Here is a 23324-nt window from a genome sequence, read left to right as displayed (position 1 = left end):
GGCCGATCACCACGGCGTCCTTCGTGCCGAGGCGGCGTTCCAGCGCCGGCGGCGAACTCGCTGTCACGCCGTTGCCGAAGCCGGCTGGAACAGCTCGACGGGGTTGCCCGCCGGGTCGTCCAAGACGATCTGCCGCCCGCCCGGACCGGTGACCACGTCGCTGCGGAACGGCACGCCGGCCGCCCGCAGCCGCTCGACCTCGGCGTCGAGCTCGTCGACGACGAAGTGGATCCGGTTCCAGCCGCCGGGGCCGGGCCGCGTGCCGTCGGGCATCGCGCGCCCGGCGGAGCTGTCCGGGCCGCTCAGCAGCAGCCGCAGCCGGCCGCGGGTCACCTCCGCGAACGCCGGCACGCTGAACCGCTCGGTGAACCCGAGCCGGGCGGTGTAGAACGCGACGGCGCGCTCGACGTCGTCGACCAGGTAGCGCACACTCACCAGCTCATCGGTCATGCTTCCTCGTCTCGTGGAGTGGTGAACCGCCGGACCAGGAACCCGATCCGGTCGTCGAGGTCGGCCGCCACGCGCCGGAACGCCGCGAGGCCGTCCGGTTCGCGGGCCGGGTCCGGGATGCTCCAGTGGATCGTCCGCGGCCGGCCGGGCAACGGCGGGCAGGCTTCACGGACCTTGTCGCACAGGCTGACCACCCAGTCGAACCGCCGTCGCCGCACCGCGTCCAGGTGCGTCGGCTCGTGCGCGAGCGCGATGCCGTACTCCGCCAGCGCGCGGACGGCGTCGGGGTGCAGCGGCTTCGGGTGGCTGCCCGCGCTGACCGCATCCCCGCCCCGGTGCCGCAGCAACGCCGCGGCCATCGGCGACCGGCCGCTGTTCCCGGTGCACACGAACAGCACCTTCGGCCGGGCCACCGGCTCGGCGGTCACGACGGTCAGGCCCGGGTGCAGCGACGCACCGGTCTCGGCCAGCGCGTCCGCGCACCGGCGCAGGTCGAGGTGGTAGTAGGTGTCGCGGCCGTCGAAACTGCTCCGCCGCGCCGTCACCAGCTCGGCCGCGCGCAGCTTGCCCAGGTGGTAGGAGACCAGGTTCTGCGGCTGCCCGACCGCGCCCACCAGCTCCCGCACGCGGCGGTCGCTCACGGCCAGCTCGCGCAGGATCCGCCAGCGCAGCGGATCCGCGGCCAGCCGCACGAACGGCGGGGGCAGGTCGGCATCGGGCACGCGAGCAGAGTACATCAACCACGATTGATACATCAAGCTACGCAATTCTCGTAATTGACTTCCCGGGAACCCGAAACCGAAATCGGGGCGCAGTGCTAGCGTTTCCCCGCAGCCGGGCACCAGGGAGTGATGTGAGCGAGCGCCAGATCAAGAACGATTTCACGGGCGACGCGCGGAACGCCATCCTCGTGGGGCGCGCCGACAACGTGATCGTTTCGGGTCAGGGCGCACCCCCACCCGCATTCGAACCCCCGCCGTACCGCGTGCCCGTTCACGAGCCTTTTCTCGACTGGTTGTCGGGTGGCGCCGGGAAACGGGTGGCCAGGGCCGTGGAGCGGGTGAACGCCCTTTTCCCCGCCGGGGCGCCCGCCCCCGCCGACTGGGAGCGCGCCGCCCGCGCGTACCGCCGGGCCCTGCGGCTGACGCTGCGTGCCGAGCCCGTCCGGGCCGTCGAGGTGTTCGGCGCGCACGATCACCGCATCCCGCCGGAGCGCTACCCGCTGGGCGCCCTCGACCGGCCGTGGCTGGCCGCCCTGACCTCGCGTCCGGACCGGCACGTCCTCACCGTCGTGTTCGACGTCGCCTCGCGGCTGAACCTGCCGGAGCTGCAGGGGGTGGCCCGCGACCGGATGGTCCGGCTGCTGGCGGAACTGGACGACGCCGACTTCGCGATCCACCACCTCCTCCGCTGGGGAAAGCGGCGGGTGCTCACCCAGGAGGTGGTGGCGAAGGTCGTGACGCAGCACGCGGCCCGGATCCCCCTCGAGCGCGACGCCGAGCTGTGGCAGCGCTTCTTCGCGGACCTCACCGAGGCACTGCGGCCGGACGTCCTCGACGTCCACTGCCTGCTGGGGCACGGCGCCGACGCGGTCCGGCTGGCGAAGTCCGACAACGACGTGCGCCGGGCCCTCGCCTGCTGCCTGCGGTCACGGACGGCCGAGGACGTCGGCGCGGGCCTGGACCTGGCCCGCGCCCGCCCGATCACCGAGCTGAACGACGCGCTGGCCGAGCGCTACGGCGGTCTGCTGGTCGACGCCGGCCGGTTCGCCGACGCGCTCCCCGTCTACCGCGACCTCGGCCGCCTCGACCAGGTGAGCCGGTGCCACGAGGAGCTACGCCAGTTCTCCGACGCGCTGGCCACGTGCCCGGCCGACCGGCCGGACCGGCTGGCCGCGCTCGCCGACCGCGTCCTGCCGGAAGTCGGCGAACTCGCCGAGCGGCAGGAGTTCGCCGCCGCGGCCGGACGGCTCCAGGACGTGCTGACGCACCTGGACCGCGCCGGCGTGCCGACCGCGGCCGTGCTGGACCGCCGTCAGCGGGTCGACCGGCTGCGCACGGACCTCGTCACGGCCACCCGGCTCCACTTCGGCGCGCTGATCCGGCTGGCCGGGGACGCCGGCGGGACCCAGGACGCCTACCGGGCCTGGAGCCGGTTCGAAGAAGCCGCCGGCGAGCTCGCCCTCGCGGCGTGGCGGGCCGAGGAGGGGCGCGAGTTCTTCCGCGCCAACCAGTTGTTCAACCGGACCGGGCAGTTCGGCGAAGCGGCGCGGGTGCTGCAGGGCGACGACTCCCCGGAGGCGCTGGACGCCCGTGCCGCCTCCTACGAGGCCGGCGGCGACTTCGCCGGTGCCGCCCGGCTGCGGCAGCGCGTCGGGCAGCCCGAGCAGGCGGTCACGCTGTACCTGCGCGCCGGTGACTTCGCCGGCGCGGCGCACGTCCTGCTCGGCTGGCTCGGCGCGGAAGCGGCGGAGGACCCGCGGCTGGCCGAGTGCCTGCGCCGGACCGGCGAGTACGACAAGCTCGTCCGGCACTGCCTCACCGCGGTCGAGGCCCGCGGCGAGCATTCGCAGGCGGCCTCGGCGCTGCGCCGGCTGACCGAAGACGAGCTGGTCCCGCCCCACCTCGTCGCCGACGTCACGGCCTGCCTGGAGGCGCTGGGCGCGGAAGACCTGCGCCGGTTCCAGGAACGGGCGCAGTCGTGGGTGACGCGGGCCCGTGCGGACGTCGGCCGCCGCTACAGCGAGATCTGGGGCCTGGACCTGGGCACGACCACGTCCGCCGCGGCGATCTACGACCGCGAGGCGCAGCGGCCGGTCTTCTGCCCGTGGAAGGGGCACCTCCAGTTCGCCTCGACGCTGAGCCTCGACCGGCAGGGCACCGAACTGGTCGGCCTGACCGGCGAAGAGACGCTGGCGCCGTGGCTGGCCGGGCACATCGACGCCGCCAAGCGGCGGATGGGCACCGCCACCCGGTTCAAGATCCGCGACCGCACCTACCGGCCGGAAGAGGTGGCCGCCCGGATCATCCGGCACGCCCGGGGCCTGGTCGAGACGTTCCTGGCCGAGCGGGTCCGCGAACGCGTCGGGGAGCTGGCCCAGGCCGAACTCGGTCAGGTGCGGGACGAGTGGCTGTCCTGGACCGAACGCCACCACGCCCTCCGGATCGACCGGCCGCGGGTGGTCGTCACGGTTCCCGCGTACTTCACCAACAACCAGAACGCCGCCACCCGGTCGGCCTGCGAGATCGCCGAGGTCGACGTGGTCCGGCTGCTGCACGAACCGACCGCCGCGTGCATCGCGACCGCGTACGAACGGAAGCTCGGGGCGACGGTCGCCGTGGTCGACCTCGGCGCCGGCACGCTCGACCTGAGCCTGCTGGAAGTGGGCGAAGGCGTCTACGAGGTCCGGGACGTCGGCGGTGACCCCCGCTTCGGCGGCAAGGACTTCGACGCCGCCGTCACGGAGGCGCTCGCCGCCCAGCTGCGGCTGAAGGGCATCGACGTCCCGGCGACGGACCCGCTGCGCCGCCGGCTGGGAATCGTCGCGGAGAAGCTGAAGGTCGCCCTCTCCGCCCAGGACCGGGCGTCCGACACCCTGCTCTCCTTCGGCTCGCACGGCCACGTCCCCGTGGAACTGACCCGGGCCGAGCTGGCGGAGGTGCTGGCCGACCGGCTGGCCACGCTGCGCCGGGTGACCACCGCGTTCCTGGAGTCCGCGCCCGAGCGGCCGGACCACGTCGTGCTGGTCGGCCGGCCGATGCTGTCCCCTCTCGTCCGCCAGACCGTGGAACAGGTCTTCGCTGCCAAGGGGATCGTCATCACCGATCCGCGGACCGCGGTCGCCAGCGGGGCCGCGCTGCTGGGCGCCACGCGCAGCGGAGCGCTGACCAAGTTCCTGCTTCTCGACGTCACGCCGCTCGCCCTCGGCATCCAGGTCACCGAGGGCACCGGCGAGGCCGCGCGGAAGGTCTTCTCCGAACTGATCAGCCGGGCCACCACGATCCCGACCCGCCGCTCCGAGATCTACACCACCCACGACGACAACCAGACCGAAGTGCGCATCGAGATCTACAACGGCACCCTCGACCGCGAGTCGAAGATCGGCGAGTTCGTGCTCACCGGGATCCCGCCCGCGCCGAAGGGCGAACCCCAGATCGAGGTCACCTTCGACATCGACGCCGACTGCGTGCTCGAGGTGACCGCACGCGATCTGAGGACGAAGCTGGCCAACGGGATCCGGGTGACCGACACCACCCTGCTGTCGCCCCGGGAGATCGGCGACCTGACCCGCCGCTACGAGCAGCAGCGCGAGCGCGAACGGCACCGCGGTGAGCTCGCCGACCTGCGGGCGGAGCTGCGGGACCTCGCCGCCGCGCTCGCCGACGACGGCACCGAGGGGGCTTGGCGGGAGTTCCGGCAGCGGCAGGCCACCCACCGCCCGCCGGCCACCGCGCTGCCGCCCGAAACGCGGCAAGCACTGGTGGAGATGTTCAACGAGGACGTCCAGACCGAGCTCGACCTGGCCTCCGCGCGGACGGCGGCGGTCAAGACCGCCGCCGCGGCCGAAGCCTGCGCCGCCCAGCCGGCGCCCGCCGACGAGGACCTCGAAGCCACCGTCGCCCAGACCGCGCACCTGCTCGACACCGCGCGCGCCCGAGCCGAGCGGCTCCGGGAGCTGGCCGTGAAGGTCGCGCGCTGGAGCGCCGTGCTCGCCCGGCTGGCGCTGAACGAACCCGATCCGCTGCGCCGCTTCCGCGACCACCACGCGGCCGGGTCGTACCGGGAGGCGCTCGCCGCACTGGGCGAGCTGCCCGAACCGCCGGCCGACCCCGCCGACGTCCGGCGGCACGAAGAGTGCCTCGCGGGCACCGGCGACGCCGAGGGCTACCGCGCGCTGCGACGGCGTGCGGGCGCGAGGCGACCGTCGGGGCCGCCGGCCGGGCTGGTCGAAACCTCTTGCGGCGCAATGAGTTTCGCGATCGGCGACCGGTTCGTCGTCGCGCACCGGCCGGAGGACGAGGCACCGATCGCCGTCACAGGCGGCGAAGTCGAGAAGGTGCACACGGCCGGGCACGACGTCGTGGTGCTGGAACTGGCCGAGCCGCTGGGGGTGGCGCCGCTACCGCTCGGCCGCCCGGAGCTCGTCCGGATCGGCGACCAGCTGTGGTTGCCCGGCCCGGCCGAGGACGGCACTCGCACGCTGCTGAGCGGGGTGGTCAACCGGTTCGAGTCGAACGAAGACGGCGAGCGGCTGTTCCGCACGAGCGTGGCTCTCCCGGCCGCCTGCGCCGGCGCGCCGGTCCTCGACGAACTCGGCGAAGTGATCGGCGTGGCCCTTCCCGGCGAATACGGCCAGGTGCTCAGCCTGACCGCTCTGGACGCGCTCCTGGAGGCGGGCTGATCACCGCACGAGGGCGTCCGCCGGTGCCTTGACGGCGCGGCGGCGGTCGACGGCGAAGCCGGCCACGGCCAGCACGAGCCCGATCGCGCTCACCACCACCCCGGCCCACGCCGTGGCGCGGTAGCCGAGCCCGGCGGCGATGACCACGCTGCCCAGCGCCGCACCGAGGCTGTTGGCCGTGTTGAACGCCGACTGGTTCAGCGCCGCGCCCATCAGCTGGGCGCCCGGCGCCACCGCGATCAGGCGCGCCTGCAGCACCGGGCCGAGGAACAGGATCGTCCCGCCGATCAGGAACGCGCCGGTGTACAGGCCGAACGGCGAACCGACGAACAGTCCGAAGTAGACGTTCGCGGCGATCACCGCGGCGAAGCCTGCCACCATGGCCCGCCGGAGGTTCCGGTCGGCCTGCCAGCCGCCCAGGAAGTTGCCGACGGTCATGCCGAGCCCGACGGCGACCAGCACCCAGGGCACCGCGCCCGGCGACAGCCCGGTGACCGAGGTGGTGATCGGCGCGAGGTAGCTGTCGACGGCGAAGAACCCGGCGATCCCGATCGAGGCGGTCACCGCGACCAGCCACACCTGCGGCCGGCGCAGCGCGCGCAGTTCGTCGGCCGGCGACCCGCCCGTGGCCGGCGCGTCCGGCACGGTGGCCGCCACCGCCGCGAGCGCGAGCAGGAAGACCCCGGCGATGACCAGGTACGCCGTCCGCCAGCCCGCGGCCTGCCCGAGCCGGGTGATCACCGGGACACCGGCCACGTTGGCGACGGTCAGCCCGCTGAGCACCACGGCGAACCCGCGCCCCTCGCTGCCCGGCCCCATCAGCGTCGCGGCCAGCAGGCCGGCGGCCCCGAAGTAGGCGCCGTGCGGCAGGCCCGCGGCGAACCGGGCGGCCAGCACCAGGCCGAACGACGAGGCCACCGCGGAGGCGACGGTGCCGAGCACGAACAGCACCAGCAGCCCGAGCACCAGCCGCTTGCGCCGCATCCGGGCGCTGACCACGGCGGAGACCGGCGCGCCCACGACGACGCCCAGCGCGTACGCGGTGATCATCCACCCCGCCCGCGCGACCGAATCCGGTTCGGCGTTGCCGAGCACGCTGCGGGCGATGTCGGGCAGCAGCCCGGCCGGCACGAACTCGGTCAGGCCGATCCCGACCGAACCGAGGGCCAGTGCGAGCAGGGCCGCCCAGCGACGTCGTCGGGTGAGGTCGTCCATCCCAGCGACTTTAGCAACGCTGTTGCGTTAGTACCAGGGGCCGATACAGTGAAGCCGTGCACCTGGCTTTCCTGCGGGACTACCACGAGGCGCTGGTGATCGCGCTGGCCCGGACCGTGCCCACGCTCGAGCGCGGCACGGTCGCCGAGGTCACCGGGCTGACGCCGCAGGCCGTGTCGAAGGTGCTCGCCCGCCTGGTCGAGGAAGGCCTGCTCGAACCGGCGGGCGTGCGGCGCCCACCGCGCGGCAAACCGGCCGCGGTCTACCGCCTGGTCCCGGGCAGCCGCCGGGCGATCGGCGCGCACGTCACCCGCCGTGAGCTGCGCCTGGTCCTCGCCGACCTGGCCGGCACCGTCCGCGCGTCGACCGCGACGCCGCTGCCGCCCGACTTCACGCCGGAACACCTGCTGGGCGAGCTGGCCGCCGGCGTCGAGGCGATGATCGCCGAGCACGGCCTGGCCACCCCGGAACTCGCCGGCGTCGGCATCGGCATGATCGGCCCGCTCGACCAGTCGACCGGCACCGTCCGCGGCGCCCACCGGCTGCGGCACTGGCGCGACGTCCCGCTGGCGGAACTCGCCGAGAAGCGGCTGGGCCTGCCCGTGGTGGTGGACAAGGACGTCACGGCCGGAGTCACCGCGGAAGCCTGGCGCCGCGGCACGGAATTCCGCGACGCGGCCCTGGTCGTGGTCGACGCCGGCGTCGGCGCCGGCCTGTGGCTCGGCGGCGCCGCCCACCGCGGCGCGCACACGAACGCCAGCGAGTTCGGCCACGCGGTCGTCCAGCTCGACGGCCCCCGCTGCGCCTGCGGCCGCCACGGCTGCCTGGAGGCCGTCCACGAACAGGCGAGCGACCCGGCCACGGCGGCCGCGGTCCTTGCGACGGGCGTGGTCAACCTCCTGCAGACCCTGGACCTGGGCCACATCGTCCTTGGCGGCGCGGACCTCCTCCCCCACGGCGAGCTCTACCGGGCAGCGGTCGAACACGCGGTGCGCACGCAGCTGCCGGGCGCCGAGTGGCTGACGGTGGAGGTCTCGTTGACGACGTTGGGGACGGACGTCGTCGCGGCGGGCGCGGCGATGCAGGTCCTGAACACCCGCTACGGCCTCCCGGACCCGACCCGGCCCCGGCTGCCCGCGGCGGAGGCCGTCACCGCACGCCCCTGAGCCGGCGCTGTTGTGGCGCATCCGGGTGAACCGCTCGCGAGCGCCTCAACCGCCACCTCCGCCTGAGCGTGGGCTTCCGGCGACACCGACCTGCCTGTCGCCGGAAGCCGATCCCCACCCTGGAGTGATCTTGTCCACGCGAAGAACGTCATGGCGTCATTCGACCGTCGCGGCCACGACCGCGTTGCTGCTGGTATCCGGAACTCCCATCGCGGCGACGACCGCCGAAGCCGGACAGGCCGCGGTGCTGACACCGACCCTGACCGGGCCTCGCCCGTCGGCGACCCGCATCCCGTTCCCGATCTCCGACACGGTGTCCGCCTCGGTCGACGTCGGCACCGGCAACCTGCTGGTCACCACCTCGGATCTGGCGTTGCCGGGGATCCGGGACGACCTGCAGCTCGGTCTGACCTACAACAGCCTGCGCCTCGGAGCCGGGACCGCGCTGCCGTCCGGATCGGCGGGTGCCGGCTGGGCGATGCGGGTGGGTCAGGACACCAAGGTGGTCCTGAATTCCGACAACTCCGTGCTCTACTTGGCGCCTGAGGGCCGCGAAGGCCTGTTCCAACCCGCCGGCGGGTCGGCGTACACCGCACCGGCCGGGTTCAAGGTCGCCATGGTCAAGACCGCGTCGGGCTGGACGATCACCGACCACGACACCAACTCGGTGTCGACGTTCAACGCGACCGGACAGCTGGTGTCGGTGAAGGATCGCAACACCCAGGCCACCACGTTCACCTACACCTCCGGGAAGCTGTCCCAGGTCTCCTCGACCCGCGGCGGCGCGGGTGCCCGGACCGCGACCCTCACCTGGTCCGGCACCCTGGCCACGATCGGCCAGACCGGTGACGACGGCACCCCGCGCAGCGTCGCCTACACCTACACCTCGGGCCGCCTGACCAAGATCACCGACCCGACCTCGAAGACCACCCAGTTCGGCTACGACGCGACCACCGGCGACCTGACCACGATCACCAACGGCGCGGGCAAGCAGACCGCGGTCCAGTACGACGCCTCGCACCGGGTCAAGAAGGTGACCCAGGAGAACCCGGCGGGCGGCGCGGCGACCCGGTTCACCTACTACTCGGCCGGGGAGACGCTGGTCGCGGATCCGAACAACACCGAGACCGTCCCGTCCGCCGGTCCGCAGACCGACTACTTCCTCAACGCCCGGGAGCTGGTGACGTCCGTGGCCGACCCGCTCGGCCGCGGGCGCACCAAGACCTACACCCCGTTCGACGACGCCGCGACCTCGACCAGCGGCACCGGAGGTGTCACCACCTTCGGGCACGACCCGGCCGTGAACGCCGGCGAGTCGCTCACCGGCGTCACCGCGCCGACCGGGGCGAAGTCGACCGCGACGTACGCCAACACCGGCGCGGCGAAGTATCTGCCCTCCGGCGGAACCGACGGCCAGGGCAACGCCAAGCTGTTCACCTACGACGGCGCCGGCAACCCCCTCACCTCGGCCAACACGGCCGCGACCGCGACGTCGAAGGTCGATTACAACGCCGACGGCACCGTCGACACCGCCACCGACCCGCGCGGCAACACCACCGACTACACCGCGAACTCCGATCACCAGATCACCGACATCACCCCACCGGCCGGTTCGGGCCTGGCGCCGATCGCGGTCTCCTACGACGGGTTCGGCCGGCTGCACGCCGTCCGCGACGGGCGCGGGCTGCGCACCACCTACGCCTACGACCGCGGCGACCGGGTCAAGACCATCCAGTACTCCGACGGCACCCCCGATGTGGCCTACACCTACGACGGCGCCGGGAACGTGCTCACCCGTACCGATTCTTCGGGCACGACGACCTTCACCTACGACGCCCAGAACCGGGTCACTTCGCGGACGGCGACCTCCGGCGGCGGCACCCTGTCCTACGGCTACGACAAGGCCGGAAACCTGACGTCGAAGACCGACGCCCGCGGCGCCACCACCTACCTCTACGACGCGGCGAACCAGGTCACCGAAATGACCACCCCGAACGGGCAGAAGACCGGGTTCGCTTACGACGACGACGGCAAGCGCACCGACACCTGGTTCGCCACCAACCCCGCCCACACGACGTTCGCCGCCCACACGAAAACCACCTTCGACAAGAGTGGCCGCATCTCGCGGACCTGGACCTCACGCGCGTCCAACGACGCGACCAAGGTGTTCGACACCGGGTTCTGCTACTCGCCTCGTGTCGCCGGGCAGGCGTGCCCGTCTGCGTCGGCCACCTCCGACACCGGGTTGATCAAGTGGTCGACCGACAACCTCAGCGGCGCGGTGTCGCTCTACAGCTACGACACCGCCAACCGGCTCACCGCGGTGTCGAACTACGGCGGTCACGACTACGCCTACACCTACGACAAGGCCGGCAACAGGCTCACCGCGAAGGTCGACGGCACCACCACGCAGACCCTGACCTACAACGCGGCGAACGAGATCTCGAACACCGGTTACCAGCACGACGCCGCCGGGAACCGGACCGGTGACCCCACGCAAGGCACCTTCGCCCACAACGCCGCCGGGCAAACCACGAACCGCACCCAGGGCTCGTCGTCGACCACCTACACCTGGGCCGGCGGCGACCAGAACGAACTCGTCTCCACCATCACCGGGACGAACACCGCCAGCTACGTCTACGGACGCAACGACGTCCACGGTGTCCCCGTACTGCAGTCGTTCACCAAGAACGGCCAGACCAGTTACCTCGACAGCGATCCCAGTGGCACACCCATCGCAATCCAGACCGCCGGCGAGGTCCACTACTACGCCTTGGACAACCAGGGCAGTCCGGTGAACCTCGTCACCAGCACCGGAACCGTGTCAGCCAGCTACGGCTACGACCCTTCCGGCAAGCAGCTCACCGCTACCGGAACCACCGCCGCGGCCAACCCGATCCGCTACACCCAGGGCCTGCTCGACGACAACACGGGCTGGCTCAAACACGGCATCCGCTGGCACGACACCACCACCGCCAACTGGACTTCGATCGACCCGGTCAGCCCGGTCCTGGAGCCCGACGCGGCCAGCCGGTACGCGTACGTCGGCGGCAATCCGCCCAACCGCCTGGACCCCACCGGACGCTATTCGTGCGCGGGCTCGGTGGGCCTCGCCGCGGTCAGCGGGATCGGATTCGGCCTGGCCGTCGCGGGCCTGGCCGCCACGACGGGCGGCGTCGGTGCCGGTGTCGCCATCGGCGGTTTGTTCACCAGTGGATTCAGCTTGCCGTTTTCGATCAACGACGCGGTGGACTCGTGCGATGACTAGAAACAGGGAATACGTGTAATCAGCGGCCGGCGGCGGCGGAGTTGTTCCTCCGCCGCCGCGGTGCCGAGGCGTCAGCGGGCCAGCAACCCCAGCACCAGCGCCAGCGGTGGCCACACCTCCCGGCCGCGGCGGGTGCACGCGAACGCGCGCTGCCGCACCTCCGGGCCGGTCAGCGGGAGGAGTGCGACGCCGGCCTTCACCGCGCGCCCGGCCGGCAGCAGGCCGACCGCCGGGGCCGGGCCCGTGGTGATCAGGTCCTCCACCAGTTCCAGGCTGTCCGCGCGGTGCGTCACGCGCGGGGTGAACCGGGCCATCGACGCCAGCCTGCGGACCACGTCCTCGTCGGCGGTGTTGCGGGAGTTGACGATCCAGTCGTGGTCGCGGAACGCCTCGAACACCGCCACCGTGTCCCCGCTCCGGACACCGGCCGCGTCGGGCGCCGGGACCGCGAGCGACCACCGCGCTGTCCACAGTGGACTCACCGTGATCGCGGGGTCCGTGCTCGCGGGGGCGAGGTCGTAGTCGTAGGTGAGGGCGAGGTCGATGTCGTCGGCCAGCAACGCCGTCAAGGCCTCGGCCGGCTCGTACTCGCTGATCCGCAGCTCGACCCGCGTGTGGTGCGCGGCGAGCGCGGTCGCCGCCGGCAGGACGGAGCGCCGGACCGCCGTCGCGAACCCGGCGACGCGCACGGTTCCGGCCGGTTCGGCGCCCGGGTCGAGGGCGGCGCGGGCGGCCTCCACCGCGGCGAGGATCGTCACCGCGTGCTCGGCCAGCCGCCGTCCCGCGGGGGTCAGCCGGACGCGGCGGCCGTCCGGTTCGAGCAGTGGCGCGCCGGTTTCCTTCGCCAGCGTCGCGATCTGCTGCGAGACCGTGGACGTCGTGGTGCCGAGCACATCCGCCACGGCGCGCATCGAGCCGTGGCGGGACAGCTCGAGGAGGAACTGCAGCCTGCGGGTGTCCATCTCCCGATTGTCCACGATCCTCGAACGGTACGTCCACGATCACCACGTGGACACGAACGGTGCGGATCGGCTTTGCTCGGCGCGTGCTGTCCTCCACCCGTACCGGCGCGGCCTTCGCGGTCGCCGCCATGCTCTGCGTCCAGCTCGGCCTCGCCGTGTCCGTCGGCCTCTTCGACCGCGTCGGCCCCGAAGGCGCGGCCTGGCTCCGCCTCGCGTGGGCCGGGGTCCTGCTGCTGGTGCTGGTCCGGCCGCGGCCGTCGGCCTTCCGGCGCGCCACGTTCCTCGCCTGCTGCGGCCTCGGCGTGGTCACGGCCGGGATGACCATGCTGTTCATGAAGGCGGTCGCCCTGCTGCCGCTGGGCACGGCGAGCGCGCTGGAGTTCCTCGGGCCGCTCACGGTCGCCGTCACGCGCGGGCGCGGCGGCAAGAAGCTGTGGCCGGTCCTCGCCGCGGTCGGCGTGCTCCTGCTGACCGAACCGTGGCGGGGTGGCGCGGACCTGCTCGGCGTCGGCTACGCGCTCGCGTCCGCGGTGTGCTGGGCGGCCTACATCCTGCTGACGCTACGGGTCGGCGACGAGGTGGCGGGCGTGCGCGGGCTCGCCGTGTCGATGCCGGTGGCGGGCATCGTGGCGACGCTCGTCTCCGGGCCGGGCGTGTTCGGGCAGCTGACCTGGGACCTGCTGCTGGCCGGCCTCGGGCTCGCCGTGCTGCTGCCGGTGATCCCCTTCAGCCTGGAGATGCTCGCCCTGCGGCGACTGAACGCCTCCTCGTTCGGCACGCTGATGAGCCTGGAGCCGGCCATCGCACTGACGATCGGGTTCCTCGTGCTGCACCAGGTCCCGAACGCCGGCGCGGTGGCCGGGATCCTGTTCGTGGTCGCGGCCGGGGTCGGCGCCGAACGCAGCGGAGCACGCGAACCTGCGGTCACAACGCCGGCGTGAGGTCCAGGTGCACGCGGTAGTCGACGATCCGCTCCCCCGCCAGCCACATCACCGTCACGCACGGCAGGGCCAGCGGTTTCCCGGCCGGGGACTCGGTTTCGATCGTGAAGCGGCAGAACAGCTGGTCCTCGCCCACCACCGCCACCTGGTCGACGACGTGGCGGACCCACGGCAGTGCGCCGGCCGCCCCGGCCGTCGCCGCGGTGATCGCGGCCCGGCCGGTCAGCGGCTCGGCGTTGCCGAACACGTACCTCGCGTCGTCGGCGAACCACGACGCGAACGCCGCCGCGTCGCCCGCGTCGACCGCCGCGCACATCTCGCGGACCATCCGCTCGTGGTTCACTTCCGCAGGCTCAGGCCGTAGCGGGTCATCACTTCCGCGACCAGCTTCATGTCGCGCCCGGGCGGCAACTCCGACAGCTCCTTGTAGTAGTTCTCCAGCCCCGGCGGCGAAACCACCGCGATGATGCGGGTCTCCTCGTCGAACGGGTTGCGGAACACGTGCGGCACCCCGCGCGGCAGCAGCAAAGAGTCGCCCTGGCCGAGGACGTGCCGGACGCCGTCGAGCTCGACCTCGACGCGGCCCTGGACGCAGGTGAACAGCTCGTCCTCGCGGCTGTGGACGTGGGTCGGCGGGCCGCCCAGGCCCGGCGGCACGACGTATTCGAACAGCGAGTACGCGCCGTGGGTGTCGGCGCCGGTGAGCCGGGCGTGGATGCCCAGCCCGATCGCGCCGAGGTTCGTCCCGTCGCCGGGGTGGAGCACGCCGGTCGTCACGGTGTCCATTTCGGACTCCTTTCTACAGCGGGGCTTTCGCGGGTTCGGGCGCGTTGTCCAGGCGCGCCAGCAGCTTCGGCGTCAGCGCGCGGTAGGCCGCGGGCGCGACCGGGTTCAGCCAGTGCGTGAAGCGGGTGAACCGGCCGAGCTGGACGCCGAGGTCGCCGAGCACCTCGTCGACGTTGTGGATGGAGAACGGGATGATCTTCGTGCCGCGGCAGTGGTGCGCGCCGGTCGCGACGTCGAGGAAGGCGAGCTGGCCGACGACGTCTTCGCGCCGCGCTGCCTCGTCCGGCAGGGTGAGCGCGCCCGCGAGGTCGGCCGCGATCCACAACGCCGCCACCTCGGCGTTGAGCGGGCTGAAGAACGACGAGTTGTAGCCGTTGAAGTACAGCCCAGGCACACCGATCGGCTGGATCTGCCGGTACAGCAGGAAGTTCCGGCGCTCGTCGAACAGCCGCTCCTGCACGGGCGCGGGCAGGAACGGCACGCCCTGGGTGAAGCCGGTGGCGCAGACGACGAGGCCGGCCGGCAGCTCCGTGCCGTCGGCCAGTTCGGCGTGCGGCCGGCCGTGGAAAGCGAAGAGCCGCTTGATCACCTGGTCGCGGTGGACGCGGATCGACCCGTCGGCCACGCCTTCGAAGAAGCCTTCGGTGGCCAGGCCGATCGCGTTCTTGACGATGTCCTCCATCCGCCCGCGCGGCACCAGGTCGTTGCGGGCGAGCCCGAACTGGCGCACCGACACCGACCCGATGGAGTTGAGCATCGCCCGCCGCAGCCGGTTTCCCGGGCCGTGCAGGAACTTCTCGAAGCCGCGCAGCCGCCGGTAGCGGAACAGCGCCTCGCCCAGCCGGGTCAGCAGCAGCATCTTGAAGTTGAGCACGCCGGCGATCTTGCGCGGCACCTTCCACAGCAGCTGCCGGGCGATGACGTCGGTGCTCGCGGCGACGCCGCTGATCGCCACGGTCACGTCGCAGGCGGACTTGCCGTAGCCGACGACGAGCACGTTTTCGCCGCGCGCGTCCTCGACGTCGTGGAAGTCCGAGCCGGCCAGCAGGCGCCCGCCGGCCGCCTCGAACTCCGCGCGGCCGGGGTAGTCCGGGAGCGCCGGCTCGCAGAACACGCCGTTCGCGACGACGACCCGGTCGAACCCCGCGGCCCCCTGCGCCGCGGTGGTCACCACCCAGCGGCCGCCGTCGGGCGCCACCGACGTCACCTCGGTGCCGAGGCGCAGGTGCGGCGTGACGCCGTATTCGTCGGCGTAGGCGGCCAGGTACTGCTGGATCTGCGCGCCCGACGGCCATTCCGGGAACTCCCGCGGCATCGGGAAGTCCGAAAAGGAGTACTGCGCCTTCGGGCTTTGCGTCGTCAGCCCCGGGTAGCGCCGGGTCCGGCTCCACACCCCGCCGACGTCGGGTGCCTTGTCGAGGACCTCGACGTCGTGGCCGGCCTGCAGCAGCACCTTGGCGGTGGTCAGCCCGGCCAGCCCGGCCCCGATGATCGCGACGCGCATGCCTGCTCCTCCTCGTCGAGGCCGCCGGGGCGGGTGCCCGGGCTCGGTGTGCGCACAGCGTTCACCAGCCGGGCGCCGCGAACCAACCGGGAGTCCTGCTCACTGGGACGGCAGCTCCGGCCGGGGCACCGCCCAGCGCCGGGCGGAGTAGGCCCGGCTCGCCGCCGCGGCCGCCATCCGCACGGCCGGCCCGATCCGGTCGGGCTGCACCGCGGCACTCGGCCCGGTGACCGACAGCGCGGCCGCGACGCCGCCGGTGAAGTCGAAGATCGGCGCCGCGACGCAGCTGATGCCGGGGTTGCCCTCTTCGCGGTCGTAGGCCCAGCCCTGCTCGTGGACGACGGCGAGCTCGCGCTCCAGCGCGTCCGCGGTGGTGATCGTGCGCGGAGTGCGCCGGGTGAGCCCGGCCGCCACCACCGCTCCGACCGTCTCCGGGTCGGCCCAGGCGAGGATGGCCCGGCCGATGCCCGAGCAGTGCGCCGGGATGAAGCCGCCGACCTGGTCGAGCATCGGCAGCGGGCGGTGCCCGCTGATCTTCTCGACGACCAGGATCCGGGTGCCCTCGAGCACGCCGAGCTGCACGGTCGTCTTGGCCGCGGCGTAGAGGTCCTGCAGGTAGGGCAGCACCGCCTCGCGCAGCTCGTGGCGCACCGGCACCAGGCCGGACAGCTCGAACAGGCGGGTGCCGATCCGGTACTTCTCCCCCGGCTTGTCCAGCCAGCCGAGCTCGATCATCCGGGCCGCGGTGCGGTGCACGGTCGAGCGCGGCAGGCCCGAGCGTTCGACGAGCCGGGCGAGGGTCAGCTCGCGGTGGGTCACGTCGAACGCGTCCAGCAGCGCGGCGGCCCGTTCGAGCGCGCCGGAGTCCCGGGCAGTGGGACTCATCCTTGGTCACCGGGGGTCATGGGCCGAATGTAGGGCACATCATGGAGAGCAACCAGTCTCATCCGAAGCGGCACCGCGTCGCCCTCGTCGGCGGCGGCGCCGGCGGCATCGGCTCGGCCTGCGCGGCCGCGCTGCACGCGAGCGGCCACCGCGTGGTCCTCGCCGGGCGCACCGAAACCACCCTCGCCGAGACCGCGCTCGAACTCGGCCCCGGCGCCGGCTACGTCGTCTGCGACCTCGCGGACCCGGCCGCGGCGGCGGCCGCCGTGGACCGCGTGCGCGAGCGGCACGGTTCGCTCGACGTCGTCGTGGCCAACGCGGGCGGACCGGCGCCGGGCACGGTGTTCGAAGTCCCCGCCGGGCAGTGGCACCACGACCTCGACCTGCTGGTCCTCGGTCCGCTCGCGCTGCTGCGGGCCGCGCTGCCCGCCATGGCCGAGCGGGGCTTCGGCCGCGTCGTCGTGCTCACCTCGACGGCGGTGCGCCAGCCGCAGCCGGGTCTCGCCGCGTCGACCGTGCTGCGCTCGGCGACGACGTCGGCGGCGAAGCTGGCGGCGCTGGAGTACGCCGACCGGGGTGTCACCGTCAACTGCGTCGCGGTCGGTGCGACGCTCACCGCGCGGCGCCTCGAAGTGGTGCGCAGCCGGGCCGGCGCGGCCGGGGTCGACGTCTCGACGGCGATGGCCGAGGAGCTCGCGGCCATCCCCGCCGGCCGGGCCGCGGCACCCCGCGAGGTCGCGGCCGCGGTGGCGTTCCTCGCGTCCCCCGAAGCGGGGTACGTCAACGGGACGGTGCTGACGGTCGACGGCGGCCGCACGGAATGCCCAGCCTGAAAGGTGCGCCCATGACCACGTCCGGACCCGGCTTCGCGATGGCCGACTTCCTCGCGAGCATCGGCCACGCCGTCCGCCCCGGCGGGCAGCGCCCGCTCGTCGTGCACGACGGCGAGCTCGAGGAGCTCCCGCCCGGCGCCGTCCCGAACCCGACGTCACTGCGGATCGCCGGGAAGCTGCCGACCACGACGTTCGAGCTCTTCCGCCAGGTCATCCCGGCCGGCGAGAGCTCGGACATGCAGCGCCACCACCACGAGACCGTCCACTTCGTCCTGGCGGGCGACGGGCACAGCGAAATCGAGGACGAAACCGTCACGTGGACGACGGGTTCGTTCGTCTACACCCCGCCGTGGACGTGGCACCGCCACTACAACGACTCGGCTTCGCGGCCGGTCGAGTTCCTGACCATCGAAAACTCGCGGCTGCTGGGCCTGTTCGGGCTCGGCCGCCGCCAGAGCGCGGGCCTGGCGACGATGGCCGAAGCCCGCGCCGAGCACCGGGAGGACGCATGACGACCACCGAGCGCGCCGCCCCGCCGATCCCCGACCACGTCGGGATCTGGGGCGAGCTGGGCGAACTCGAGCACACCCTGCGCTACGTCGACGTGCCGCTGGACGGGCGGCCGGTGCGCACGCGCGTCCTGCAGGCGGGCGCCGGCCCGGACCTGGTCCTGCTGCACGGCACCGGCGGGCACCTCGAGGCCTATGCCCGCGACCTGGCCGGCCTGGCGCGCGACTTCCGCGTCACCGTCTACGACATGGTCGGCCACGGCTGGTCCGACCTGCCGGACCGGCCGTACACGATCGACGTCCTCTCCGCGCACCTGGTGTCCCTTTTGGACACCCTCGGCATCGGGCGGGCGCACCTGTCCGGCGAGTCGCTCGGCGGCTGGGTGGTCGCGTGGACCGCCGCGCACCACCCGGACCGCGTCGACCGGCTGGTGCTCAACACGCCCGGCAACATCGCGAACAAGCCCGAGGTGATGGCCCGGATGCGGGACAGCACTATGGCCGCGGTGCTCGACCCGAGCGACGAAACGGTCCGCCGCCGCGTCGAATTCCTGTTCCACCACAAGGAAATGGTCACCGACGAGCTGGTGAACCTGCGCCGCCGGGTGTACTCCCGGCCCGGGTTCGTGCGGGCCATCGGCAACACGCTTGTGCTGCAGGACCCCGAGGTGCGCAGGGACTTCGCGTGGGACCCGGCCTGGGTGTCGCGGGTGACCGCGCCGACGTTGCTGCTGTGGACCAGCCACGACCCCACCGGCGGGCTCGACGAGGCCGAGCTGCTGCTGGGCTGGCTGCCGGACGCGCTGCTGCACGTCATCGACGACGCCGGGCACTGGCCGCAGTGGGAGAAGGTCGGCGAGTTCCTCGACGTCCACCGCACCTGGCTGCTGACCGGTCAGGACCCGTCCTGATGGCCGCGATCGCCGGGTTCGCCGGCATGTCCCACAGCCCGTTCGCGACCCTGCTGCCACCGCCGGCCGAGGGCGGTCCGGGCGCGAAGTTCCTCGCCGACGCCGACCGCGCGCGGCGCGCGGTGGAAGCGCTGGCGCCGGACGCGATCGTCGTGATCGGGCCCGACCACTTCCACGGCAACTTCTACGACGTGATGCCGCCGTTCGTCCTCGGCGTCGAGCACGCGGCCGGCTTCGGGGACTTCGGCAGCACCGAAGGCCCGCTGCCGGTGGCCGGCCCGCTCGCGTGGTCGGTCCACAACGGACTGACCGACGCGGGCTTCGACGTTTCGCTGTCCTACTCGCTCACCGTCGACCACGGCATCGTGCAGACCTACGAGATGCTGACCGGCGGCACCGCGCTACCGCTGGTCCCGCTGGTCGTCAACACCGCGGCGCCCCCGCTGCCGTCGCTGCGGCGGTGCGTCGCGCTGGGCCGGGCACTGGGCGCGGCGCTGCGCTCGGCGGAGTTCCCCGGCCGCGTCCTGGTGGCGGCGAGCGGCGGGCTGTCGCACTGGCTGCCGTCGAACGACCCGCGCGAGGTGGCCGGCGAGCGCCGCGAGTCCCTGATCCACGGCCGCGCGGACGTCCACGCCTTCGCGGCGGCCCGCGAACCCCGCGTCCGCGCCATGGGCGGCGACCCCGGCGCCCGGGTCAACGCGGAGTGGGACAACTGGTTCCTCGAGCGGCTGTCCGCGGGCGACGCCGAGTCGGTCGCCGCGCTCGGCCACGAGAAGCTGGAGGACCTCGCGGGCAGCGGCGGCCATGAGATCCGCTGCTGGCTGATCGGCCAGGCCGCGGCCGGCGCCCCGCTGGCGTGGACCGGCTACGAGCCGGTGCCCGAGTGGATCACCGGGATGGGCATCGGCACGACGTTCCCGGTCGGCTGAACCCCCGGCGCGGCTGCGGTGCCCGCGCCTAGATTGGGCAGCATGACCTCGACCGCCGACAAGGCCACCCTCCTGCAAGAGCTGCACGCCGCACCCGAACTGCTGCTCGTCGTCAACGTCTGGGACGCGATCACCGCCAAGGTCGTCGCCGAGCCCCCCGGTACGAAGGCGCTCGCGACCCCCAGCCACGGCATCGCGGCCTCGCGCGGCTACCCGGACGGCGAAAAGATCCCGCGCGACGAAATGATCGCCGAGGTCGCCCTGATCGTCCGGACCGCGGGCGACCTGCCGGTCACCGCCGACCTCGAAGCGGGCTACGGCGACCCGGGCGGCACGGTGGCCAGGGCGATCGAGGTGGGCGCGGTCGGCGCCAACCTCGAAGACCAGATGAAGCCGCTGGCCGAAGCCGTGAAGGCCGTCGAAGCCGCCGTCGCGGCCGCGGAGTCCGCGGGCGTCGGCTTCGTCCTCAACGCCCGCACCGACGCCTTCCTCAAGACCGACCCCGAAACCGCCCTGGCCGAAGCGATCACCCGCGGCCGCGCCTACCTCGAAGCGGGCGCGTCCAACTTCTTCGTGCCCGGCAAACTGGACGAGGACCAGGTGGCCCGCCTCGTCGCCGAGCTCGGCGAGCGCAAGGTCAACCTCATCGGCATCCCGGGCTCGATCCCGCTGGCCCGGGCGCAGGAACTCGGCGTGTCCCGCGTGTCGTACGGCCCGTGGAGCCAGAACGTGGCGCTGACCGCGCTGGCGAAGCTGGCGGAGGACGTCTACGCGGGCGGCGGCCTGCCCGCCGACACCCGCAAGCTCAACTGACGGGCACCGGGACCGACCCGGCTTGACTCGTGTCAGGTTCCTGACATACGGTGGTTCATGTCAGGAACCTGACACGAAGACAAGGAGCACCCCATGCCCGCCACCGGACCCGACTTCATCTCCCTCCAAGCGCGCGACCTCGACGCGTCCCAGGCGTTCTACGAGAAGTACCTCGGCCTCGTCCGCTCACCCGCCGGACCGCCGCACGCCGTCGTCTTCGAGACGAAGCCGATCGCCTTCGCGCTCCGCGACATCGTTCCCGGGACCGATCTCGCGGCCGTCGAGCAGCCCGGCATCGGGGCCGCGATCTGGCTGCACGCCACCGACGTCCAGGCCATCCACGACGCGCTCGCCGCCGACGGGCACACCATCGCCGCCGCGCCGGTCGACGGCCCCTTCGGCCGGACCTTCACCTTCGCCGACCCCGACGGTTACCGGATCACCCTCCACGACCGCTCGTGACCGGCCGTCACCGCGGCTTCGTCGGCGGGGTGGTGCCGGTCCGTTCGTCGCCGTAGCTCAGCCAGGTCCCGAGCGGGGGACGCTGCCCGACGCCCGGGCGGCGGTAGTCGCACACGCCGCCGGGGAACGTCGCACGCAGCCGCGTGCGGTCCGCCGCGGTGAAGGTGACCGGGTAGTCGCGGAAGTCCAGCGGCTTGAGCCGGCACTTCAGCACGTCGAGGGCCAGGCTCTCCCCCGCGACCAGCCGGGTGTTGGCCGCCACCGGGTATTGCAGGCCGCACTGGCCGCTCGCCGGGTACGTCAGCTTCTCGGTGATCCGCGAAGCCGCGGAGAGGTAGCACCCGTCGCCGAGGTCGCCCGGCCGGTTCGCCAGCACCTTCTGCTGGCGGCTCCGGTGCGAACCGTCGGCGTCGATCGCGGTCAGCCAGCGGTCCATCGCGTTCAGCTCGTAGATGCTCGCCGCTGCCGCTTCGGCGGCGGTGGCGTGGTTTTCGATGATGACCTGGTTGCCCGCGGTGCCGTTGGCGCGCAGAAGCCGTTGCCGCATCACGTAAGACCACTCGGTGGTGTGGATGTCGTTGCCGAACCCGGCCAGGTCGAGGTCGGTCCGCTGGTCGATGATCGGCGTCTCCCGCAGACCCTGCGACCCGGAGTTCACGATGTCGTCGGCGTACACCGCGTCGAGCGCCTTCGGGTCGGCCGCGATCCGCTGGGGCACGGGCTTTCCGGTGTGATCGAGGCCGCCGATGGTCGCGTTGAGGTCGGCGAACTGCGCCGCGGTGATCGTGCCGGCCTTCAGCGCGCCCAAGCCGTACTGCACGCCGGTGGTGTCCAGCGGGCTGCGCACGAACCCGGTCTTCGGGTCGCGCCCGATCTGGTTGACCAGCTGCTCGTTGGAGTTGCACTTCACCCCACCCGGGTTGGTCACCGGATCCCACCGCGCCGCGACCGGGATGGCCGCGTTGCAGCTGCCGGTCGCGGTGGCGCGGCTGGCGAAGGTCAGGGTCCAGGAGACGCACGTGTCGTAGCTGGCGAAGCCCGCGACGGCCTGCTTCTGCGCCGCGGTGAACGACGCGCCCGCCCCGGCGAAGTACTGCTCCAGCAAGCGGCAGTCCGACACCGGGCCGCCGGTGGTCAGCGGGTCCGGGAACGAGACGCCGGGGATGATCCCGTCGACGATGCCGGGGTAGTTCTCCGCGATGTCGTACTGCTGGATCGCCCCGCCCGAGCCGCCCCAGCCGATGGTGTGGGCGACCGGGCCGTAGGTCTCGACGAAGTGCTCCTTGACCATCATCGCCGCCTCGGCCGAGATGATCGGGCTGCAGTTGTTGTCGAGCACGTTCAGGCTCGACGACGCGACCGCGTACCCCTGCGCCAGGAACAGATCGTTGACGACCCCGCCGGTCGAGCTGCCCTGGTGGTAGCCGGCGTTGCAGCCGCCGCCGAAGGTGTAGACCAGCTTCCCGTTCCAGCCGGCGTCCGGCGCGACGGGCGACGGCGCACCGGCGTAGAGCGCCGCGATCTCGTAGACGGCGCGGTCGATCGTGCCGCGTTCGACGCGGACCACGTACGGCACCGCGCGCCCGCCGACCGTCGCCGTCGCGAGGTCCGCGGGCCGGGTCGACGGGTCCGCCAGCGGCGCGAACGCCCCGGCGGTGGTCTTGTACTGGTAGCTGACCTGGGTCGGCGCGCTGCAGAGCGGCTGCGCCGCCGGGGGCAGGCCGAACGCCTGGGTCTCGCAGTAGAACGGGTGCTGCTGCGCGCCGGAGAAGACCGGCCCGGTGATCGGGTGGTTGGTGACGCGCAGGCTCGCCCGCTGGTCCGGGCCGGGGCCGCGCGTCCTCGCGGTCAGGTCGTTGGTGCCGTCGCGCAGGCCGCTGACCAGGCCGAGCAGGCTACCGTCCGGCTGCGCGCGGAACCCCGGGGTGACGTCGTGGCCGTTGGCGCTGACGTCGACCCGCCCGGCGTGCGGCCGCTCCGGCGGCACGACCTTGACCAGGACCTGTCCGCCGCTGACGAGCGCGGGCCGCGGGTTCGACACCGTCTCGATCGTCAGCTGCCGTCCGGGCGGGGCGCCGGGAGCGGCCACCGCGGCCGCGGTCCCCAGCAGGAGGACCGGCGCGGTCAGGGCCGCCACCACGGTGGATGAGCGCAAAGCACGGTTCGCCACCAGACACTCCGCTCGCTCTTGGCATCGCGTCGTCGCGACACCGGGCAGCTGCCGGTATAGCACCTGCGGACGGGCCGGAACACCCTTTCCCCGGTTCATCCACCACGAGGACGGCGGAG

At 73.0% G+C, this 23324-nt stretch carries 19 protein-coding genes; 10 read left to right on the top strand and 9 right to left on the bottom strand.

Annotation, left to right across the window (positions count from 1 at the left end; translation table 11 throughout):
- Window positions 1–63 precede the first annotated feature (63 nt).
- Window positions 64–450: a VOC family protein gene (locus tag ACLJQM_RS12755; RefSeq protein ID WP_410631341.1), complete on the bottom strand. Its 387-nt coding sequence runs from the start codon at window positions 448–450 to the stop codon at window positions 64–66.
- Window positions 447–1172: an ArsR family transcriptional regulator gene (locus tag ACLJQM_RS12750; protein WP_410631340.1), complete on the bottom strand. Its 726-nt coding sequence runs from the start codon at window positions 1170–1172 to the stop codon at window positions 447–449. Before ACLJQM_RS12750 ends, ACLJQM_RS12755 begins: the two co-directional genes overlap by 4 nt.
- Window positions 1173–1510: 338 nt before the next feature.
- Here ACLJQM_RS12750 and ACLJQM_RS12745 point away from each other — a divergent pair, with 338 nt between their 5' ends.
- Window positions 1511–5851 (top strand): Hsp70 family protein, encoded by a 4341-nt coding sequence (locus tag ACLJQM_RS12745; protein WP_410631339.1) that lies wholly within the window; start codon window positions 1511–1513, stop codon window positions 5849–5851.
- Here ACLJQM_RS12745 and ACLJQM_RS12740 read toward each other — a convergent pair whose 3' ends face one another.
- Complete coding sequence (locus ACLJQM_RS12740; RefSeq protein WP_410631338.1) at window positions 5852–7066, bottom strand: MFS transporter; 1215 nt, start codon at window positions 7064–7066, stop codon at window positions 5852–5854. It abuts the gene before it with no gap.
- Between the two features lie 56 nt (window positions 7067–7122).
- On the opposite strand from ACLJQM_RS12740, the gene ACLJQM_RS12735 reads away from it, so the two are divergent.
- Together ACLJQM_RS12735 and ACLJQM_RS12730 are read left to right on the top strand one after the other, a co-directional pair.
- Window positions 7123–8232, top strand: coding sequence for an ROK family transcriptional regulator (locus ACLJQM_RS12735; RefSeq protein WP_247022590.1), 1110 nt, complete (start codon window positions 7123–7125; stop codon window positions 8230–8232).
- Window positions 8233–8362: 130 nt separating this feature from the next.
- The gene (locus tag ACLJQM_RS12730; protein ID WP_410631337.1) at window positions 8363–11500 is read left to right on the top strand and encodes an RHS repeat-associated core domain-containing protein; all 3138 of its coding nucleotides are present in this window, start codon (window positions 8363–8365) and stop codon (window positions 11498–11500) included.
- Between the two features lie 71 nt (window positions 11501–11571).
- On the opposite strand, the gene ACLJQM_RS12725 is transcribed toward ACLJQM_RS12730, so the two are convergent.
- Window positions 11572–12462, bottom strand: coding sequence for a LysR family transcriptional regulator (locus ACLJQM_RS12725; protein ID WP_410631336.1), 891 nt, complete (start codon window positions 12460–12462; stop codon window positions 11572–11574).
- A gap of 83 nt (window positions 12463–12545) precedes the next feature.
- Here ACLJQM_RS12725 and ACLJQM_RS12720 point away from each other — a divergent pair, with 83 nt between their 5' ends.
- The gene (locus ACLJQM_RS12720; protein WP_410631335.1) at window positions 12546–13403 is read left to right on the top strand and encodes an EamA family transporter; all 858 of its coding nucleotides are present in this window, start codon (window positions 12546–12548) and stop codon (window positions 13401–13403) included.
- Here ACLJQM_RS12720 and ACLJQM_RS12715 read toward each other — a convergent pair.
- The 4 genes from ACLJQM_RS12715 to ACLJQM_RS12700 form a co-directional block, all read right to left on the bottom strand.
- Window positions 13387–13746, bottom strand: coding sequence for an SgcJ/EcaC family oxidoreductase (locus ACLJQM_RS12715; RefSeq protein ID WP_410631334.1), 360 nt, complete (start codon window positions 13744–13746; stop codon window positions 13387–13389). The genes ACLJQM_RS12720 and ACLJQM_RS12715 overlap by 17 nt on opposite strands.
- Window positions 13743–14189, bottom strand: coding sequence for a cupin domain-containing protein (locus tag ACLJQM_RS12710; RefSeq protein WP_360781512.1), 447 nt, complete (start codon window positions 14187–14189; stop codon window positions 13743–13745). The genes ACLJQM_RS12715 and ACLJQM_RS12710 overlap by 4 nt, the downstream gene beginning before the upstream one ends.
- Before the next feature lie 13 nt (window positions 14190–14202).
- Window positions 14203–15693, bottom strand: a complete 1491-nt coding sequence (locus ACLJQM_RS12705; RefSeq protein ID WP_410631333.1) for a flavin-containing monooxygenase — start codon at window positions 15691–15693, stop codon at window positions 14203–14205.
- Window positions 15694–15792: 99 nt separating this feature from the next.
- Window positions 15793–16578, bottom strand: coding sequence for an IclR family transcriptional regulator (locus ACLJQM_RS12700; RefSeq protein ID WP_410631332.1), 786 nt, complete (start codon window positions 16576–16578; stop codon window positions 15793–15795).
- Window positions 16579–16619: 41 nt separating this feature from the next.
- On the opposite strand from ACLJQM_RS12700, the gene ACLJQM_RS12695 reads away from it, so the two are divergent.
- The 6 genes from ACLJQM_RS12695 to ACLJQM_RS12670 all read left to right on the top strand — a co-directional run bounded on the left by ACLJQM_RS12695 (window position 16620) and on the right by ACLJQM_RS12670 (window position 21035).
- The gene (locus ACLJQM_RS12695) at window positions 16620–17411 is read left to right on the top strand and encodes an SDR family oxidoreductase (RefSeq protein WP_410631331.1); all 792 of its coding nucleotides are present in this window, start codon (window positions 16620–16622) and stop codon (window positions 17409–17411) included.
- 11 nt (window positions 17412–17422) lie between these two features.
- Complete coding sequence (locus ACLJQM_RS12690; RefSeq protein WP_360781519.1) at window positions 17423–17923, top strand: cupin domain-containing protein; 501 nt, start codon at window positions 17423–17425, stop codon at window positions 17921–17923.
- A complete protein-coding gene (locus ACLJQM_RS12685; protein WP_360781521.1) occupies window positions 17920–18831 on the top strand; it encodes an alpha/beta fold hydrolase in 912 nt (303 codons plus the stop codon). The genes ACLJQM_RS12690 and ACLJQM_RS12685 overlap by 4 nt, the downstream gene beginning before the upstream one ends.
- On the top strand, window positions 18831–19760 hold the full coding sequence (locus ACLJQM_RS12680) for a 2,3-dihydroxyphenylpropionate 1,2-dioxygenase (RefSeq protein ID WP_410631330.1): 930 nt from the start codon (window positions 18831–18833) through the stop codon (window positions 19758–19760). Before ACLJQM_RS12685 ends, ACLJQM_RS12680 begins: the two co-directional genes overlap by 1 nt.
- A gap of 42 nt (window positions 19761–19802) precedes the next feature.
- Complete coding sequence (locus ACLJQM_RS12675) at window positions 19803–20573, top strand: isocitrate lyase/phosphoenolpyruvate mutase family protein (protein ID WP_410631329.1); 771 nt, start codon at window positions 19803–19805, stop codon at window positions 20571–20573.
- Between the two features lie 93 nt (window positions 20574–20666).
- Window positions 20667–21035, top strand: coding sequence for a VOC family protein (locus tag ACLJQM_RS12670; RefSeq protein WP_247022581.1), 369 nt, complete (start codon window positions 20667–20669; stop codon window positions 21033–21035).
- A 7-nt stretch (window positions 21036–21042) separates the two neighbouring features.
- Here the strand turns inward: ACLJQM_RS12670 and ACLJQM_RS12665 are convergent, their stop codons facing one another.
- Entirely contained in the window at window positions 21043–23205 is a 2163-nt protein-coding gene (locus ACLJQM_RS12665; RefSeq protein ID WP_410631328.1) for a DUF6351 family protein, read from the bottom strand.
- Window positions 23206–23324 lie beyond the last annotated feature (119 nt).

Source organism: Amycolatopsis sp. cmx-4-83, from assembly GCF_046548815.1.
GTDB lineage: Bacteria > Actinomycetota > Actinomycetes > Mycobacteriales > Pseudonocardiaceae > Amycolatopsis > Amycolatopsis pretoriensis_A.
Note: the sequence above shows the minus strand (reverse complement) of the source record. Positions and strands in the feature narration are given on the sequence as shown.

Excerpts from the sequence above, each read along its gene's own strand:
- ACLJQM_RS12755 (WP_410631341.1), bottom strand. The coding sequence starts at position 450 with ATGACCGATGAGCTGGTGAGTGTGCGCTACCTGGTCGACGACGTCGAG.
- ACLJQM_RS12740 (WP_410631338.1), bottom strand. The coding sequence starts at position 7,066 with ATGGACGACCTCACCCGACGACGTCGCTGGGCGGCCCTGCTCGCACTG.
- ACLJQM_RS12725 (WP_410631336.1), bottom strand. The coding sequence starts at position 12,462 with ATGGACACCCGCAGGCTGCAGTTCCTCCTCGAGCTGTCCCGCCACGGC.
- ACLJQM_RS12710 (WP_360781512.1), bottom strand. The coding sequence starts at position 14,189 with ATGGACACCGTGACGACCGGCGTGCTCCACCCCGGCGACGGGACGAAC.
- ACLJQM_RS12705 (WP_410631333.1), bottom strand. The coding sequence starts at position 15,693 with ATGCGCGTCGCGATCATCGGGGCCGGGCTGGCCGGGCTGACCACCGCC.
- ACLJQM_RS12700 (WP_410631332.1), bottom strand. The coding sequence starts at position 16,578 with ATGAGTCCCACTGCCCGGGACTCCGGCGCGCTCGAACGGGCCGCCGCG.
- ACLJQM_RS12695 (WP_410631331.1), top strand. The coding sequence starts at position 16,620 with ATGGAGAGCAACCAGTCTCATCCGAAGCGGCACCGCGTCGCCCTCGTC.
- ACLJQM_RS12690 (WP_360781519.1), top strand. The coding sequence starts at position 17,423 with ATGACCACGTCCGGACCCGGCTTCGCGATGGCCGACTTCCTCGCGAGC.
- ACLJQM_RS12685 (WP_360781521.1), top strand. The coding sequence starts at position 17,920 with ATGACGACCACCGAGCGCGCCGCCCCGCCGATCCCCGACCACGTCGGG.
- ACLJQM_RS12680 (WP_410631330.1), top strand. The coding sequence starts at position 18,831 with ATGGCCGCGATCGCCGGGTTCGCCGGCATGTCCCACAGCCCGTTCGCG.
- ACLJQM_RS12675 (WP_410631329.1), top strand. The coding sequence starts at position 19,803 with ATGACCTCGACCGCCGACAAGGCCACCCTCCTGCAAGAGCTGCACGCC.
- ACLJQM_RS12670 (WP_247022581.1), top strand. The coding sequence starts at position 20,667 with ATGCCCGCCACCGGACCCGACTTCATCTCCCTCCAAGCGCGCGACCTC.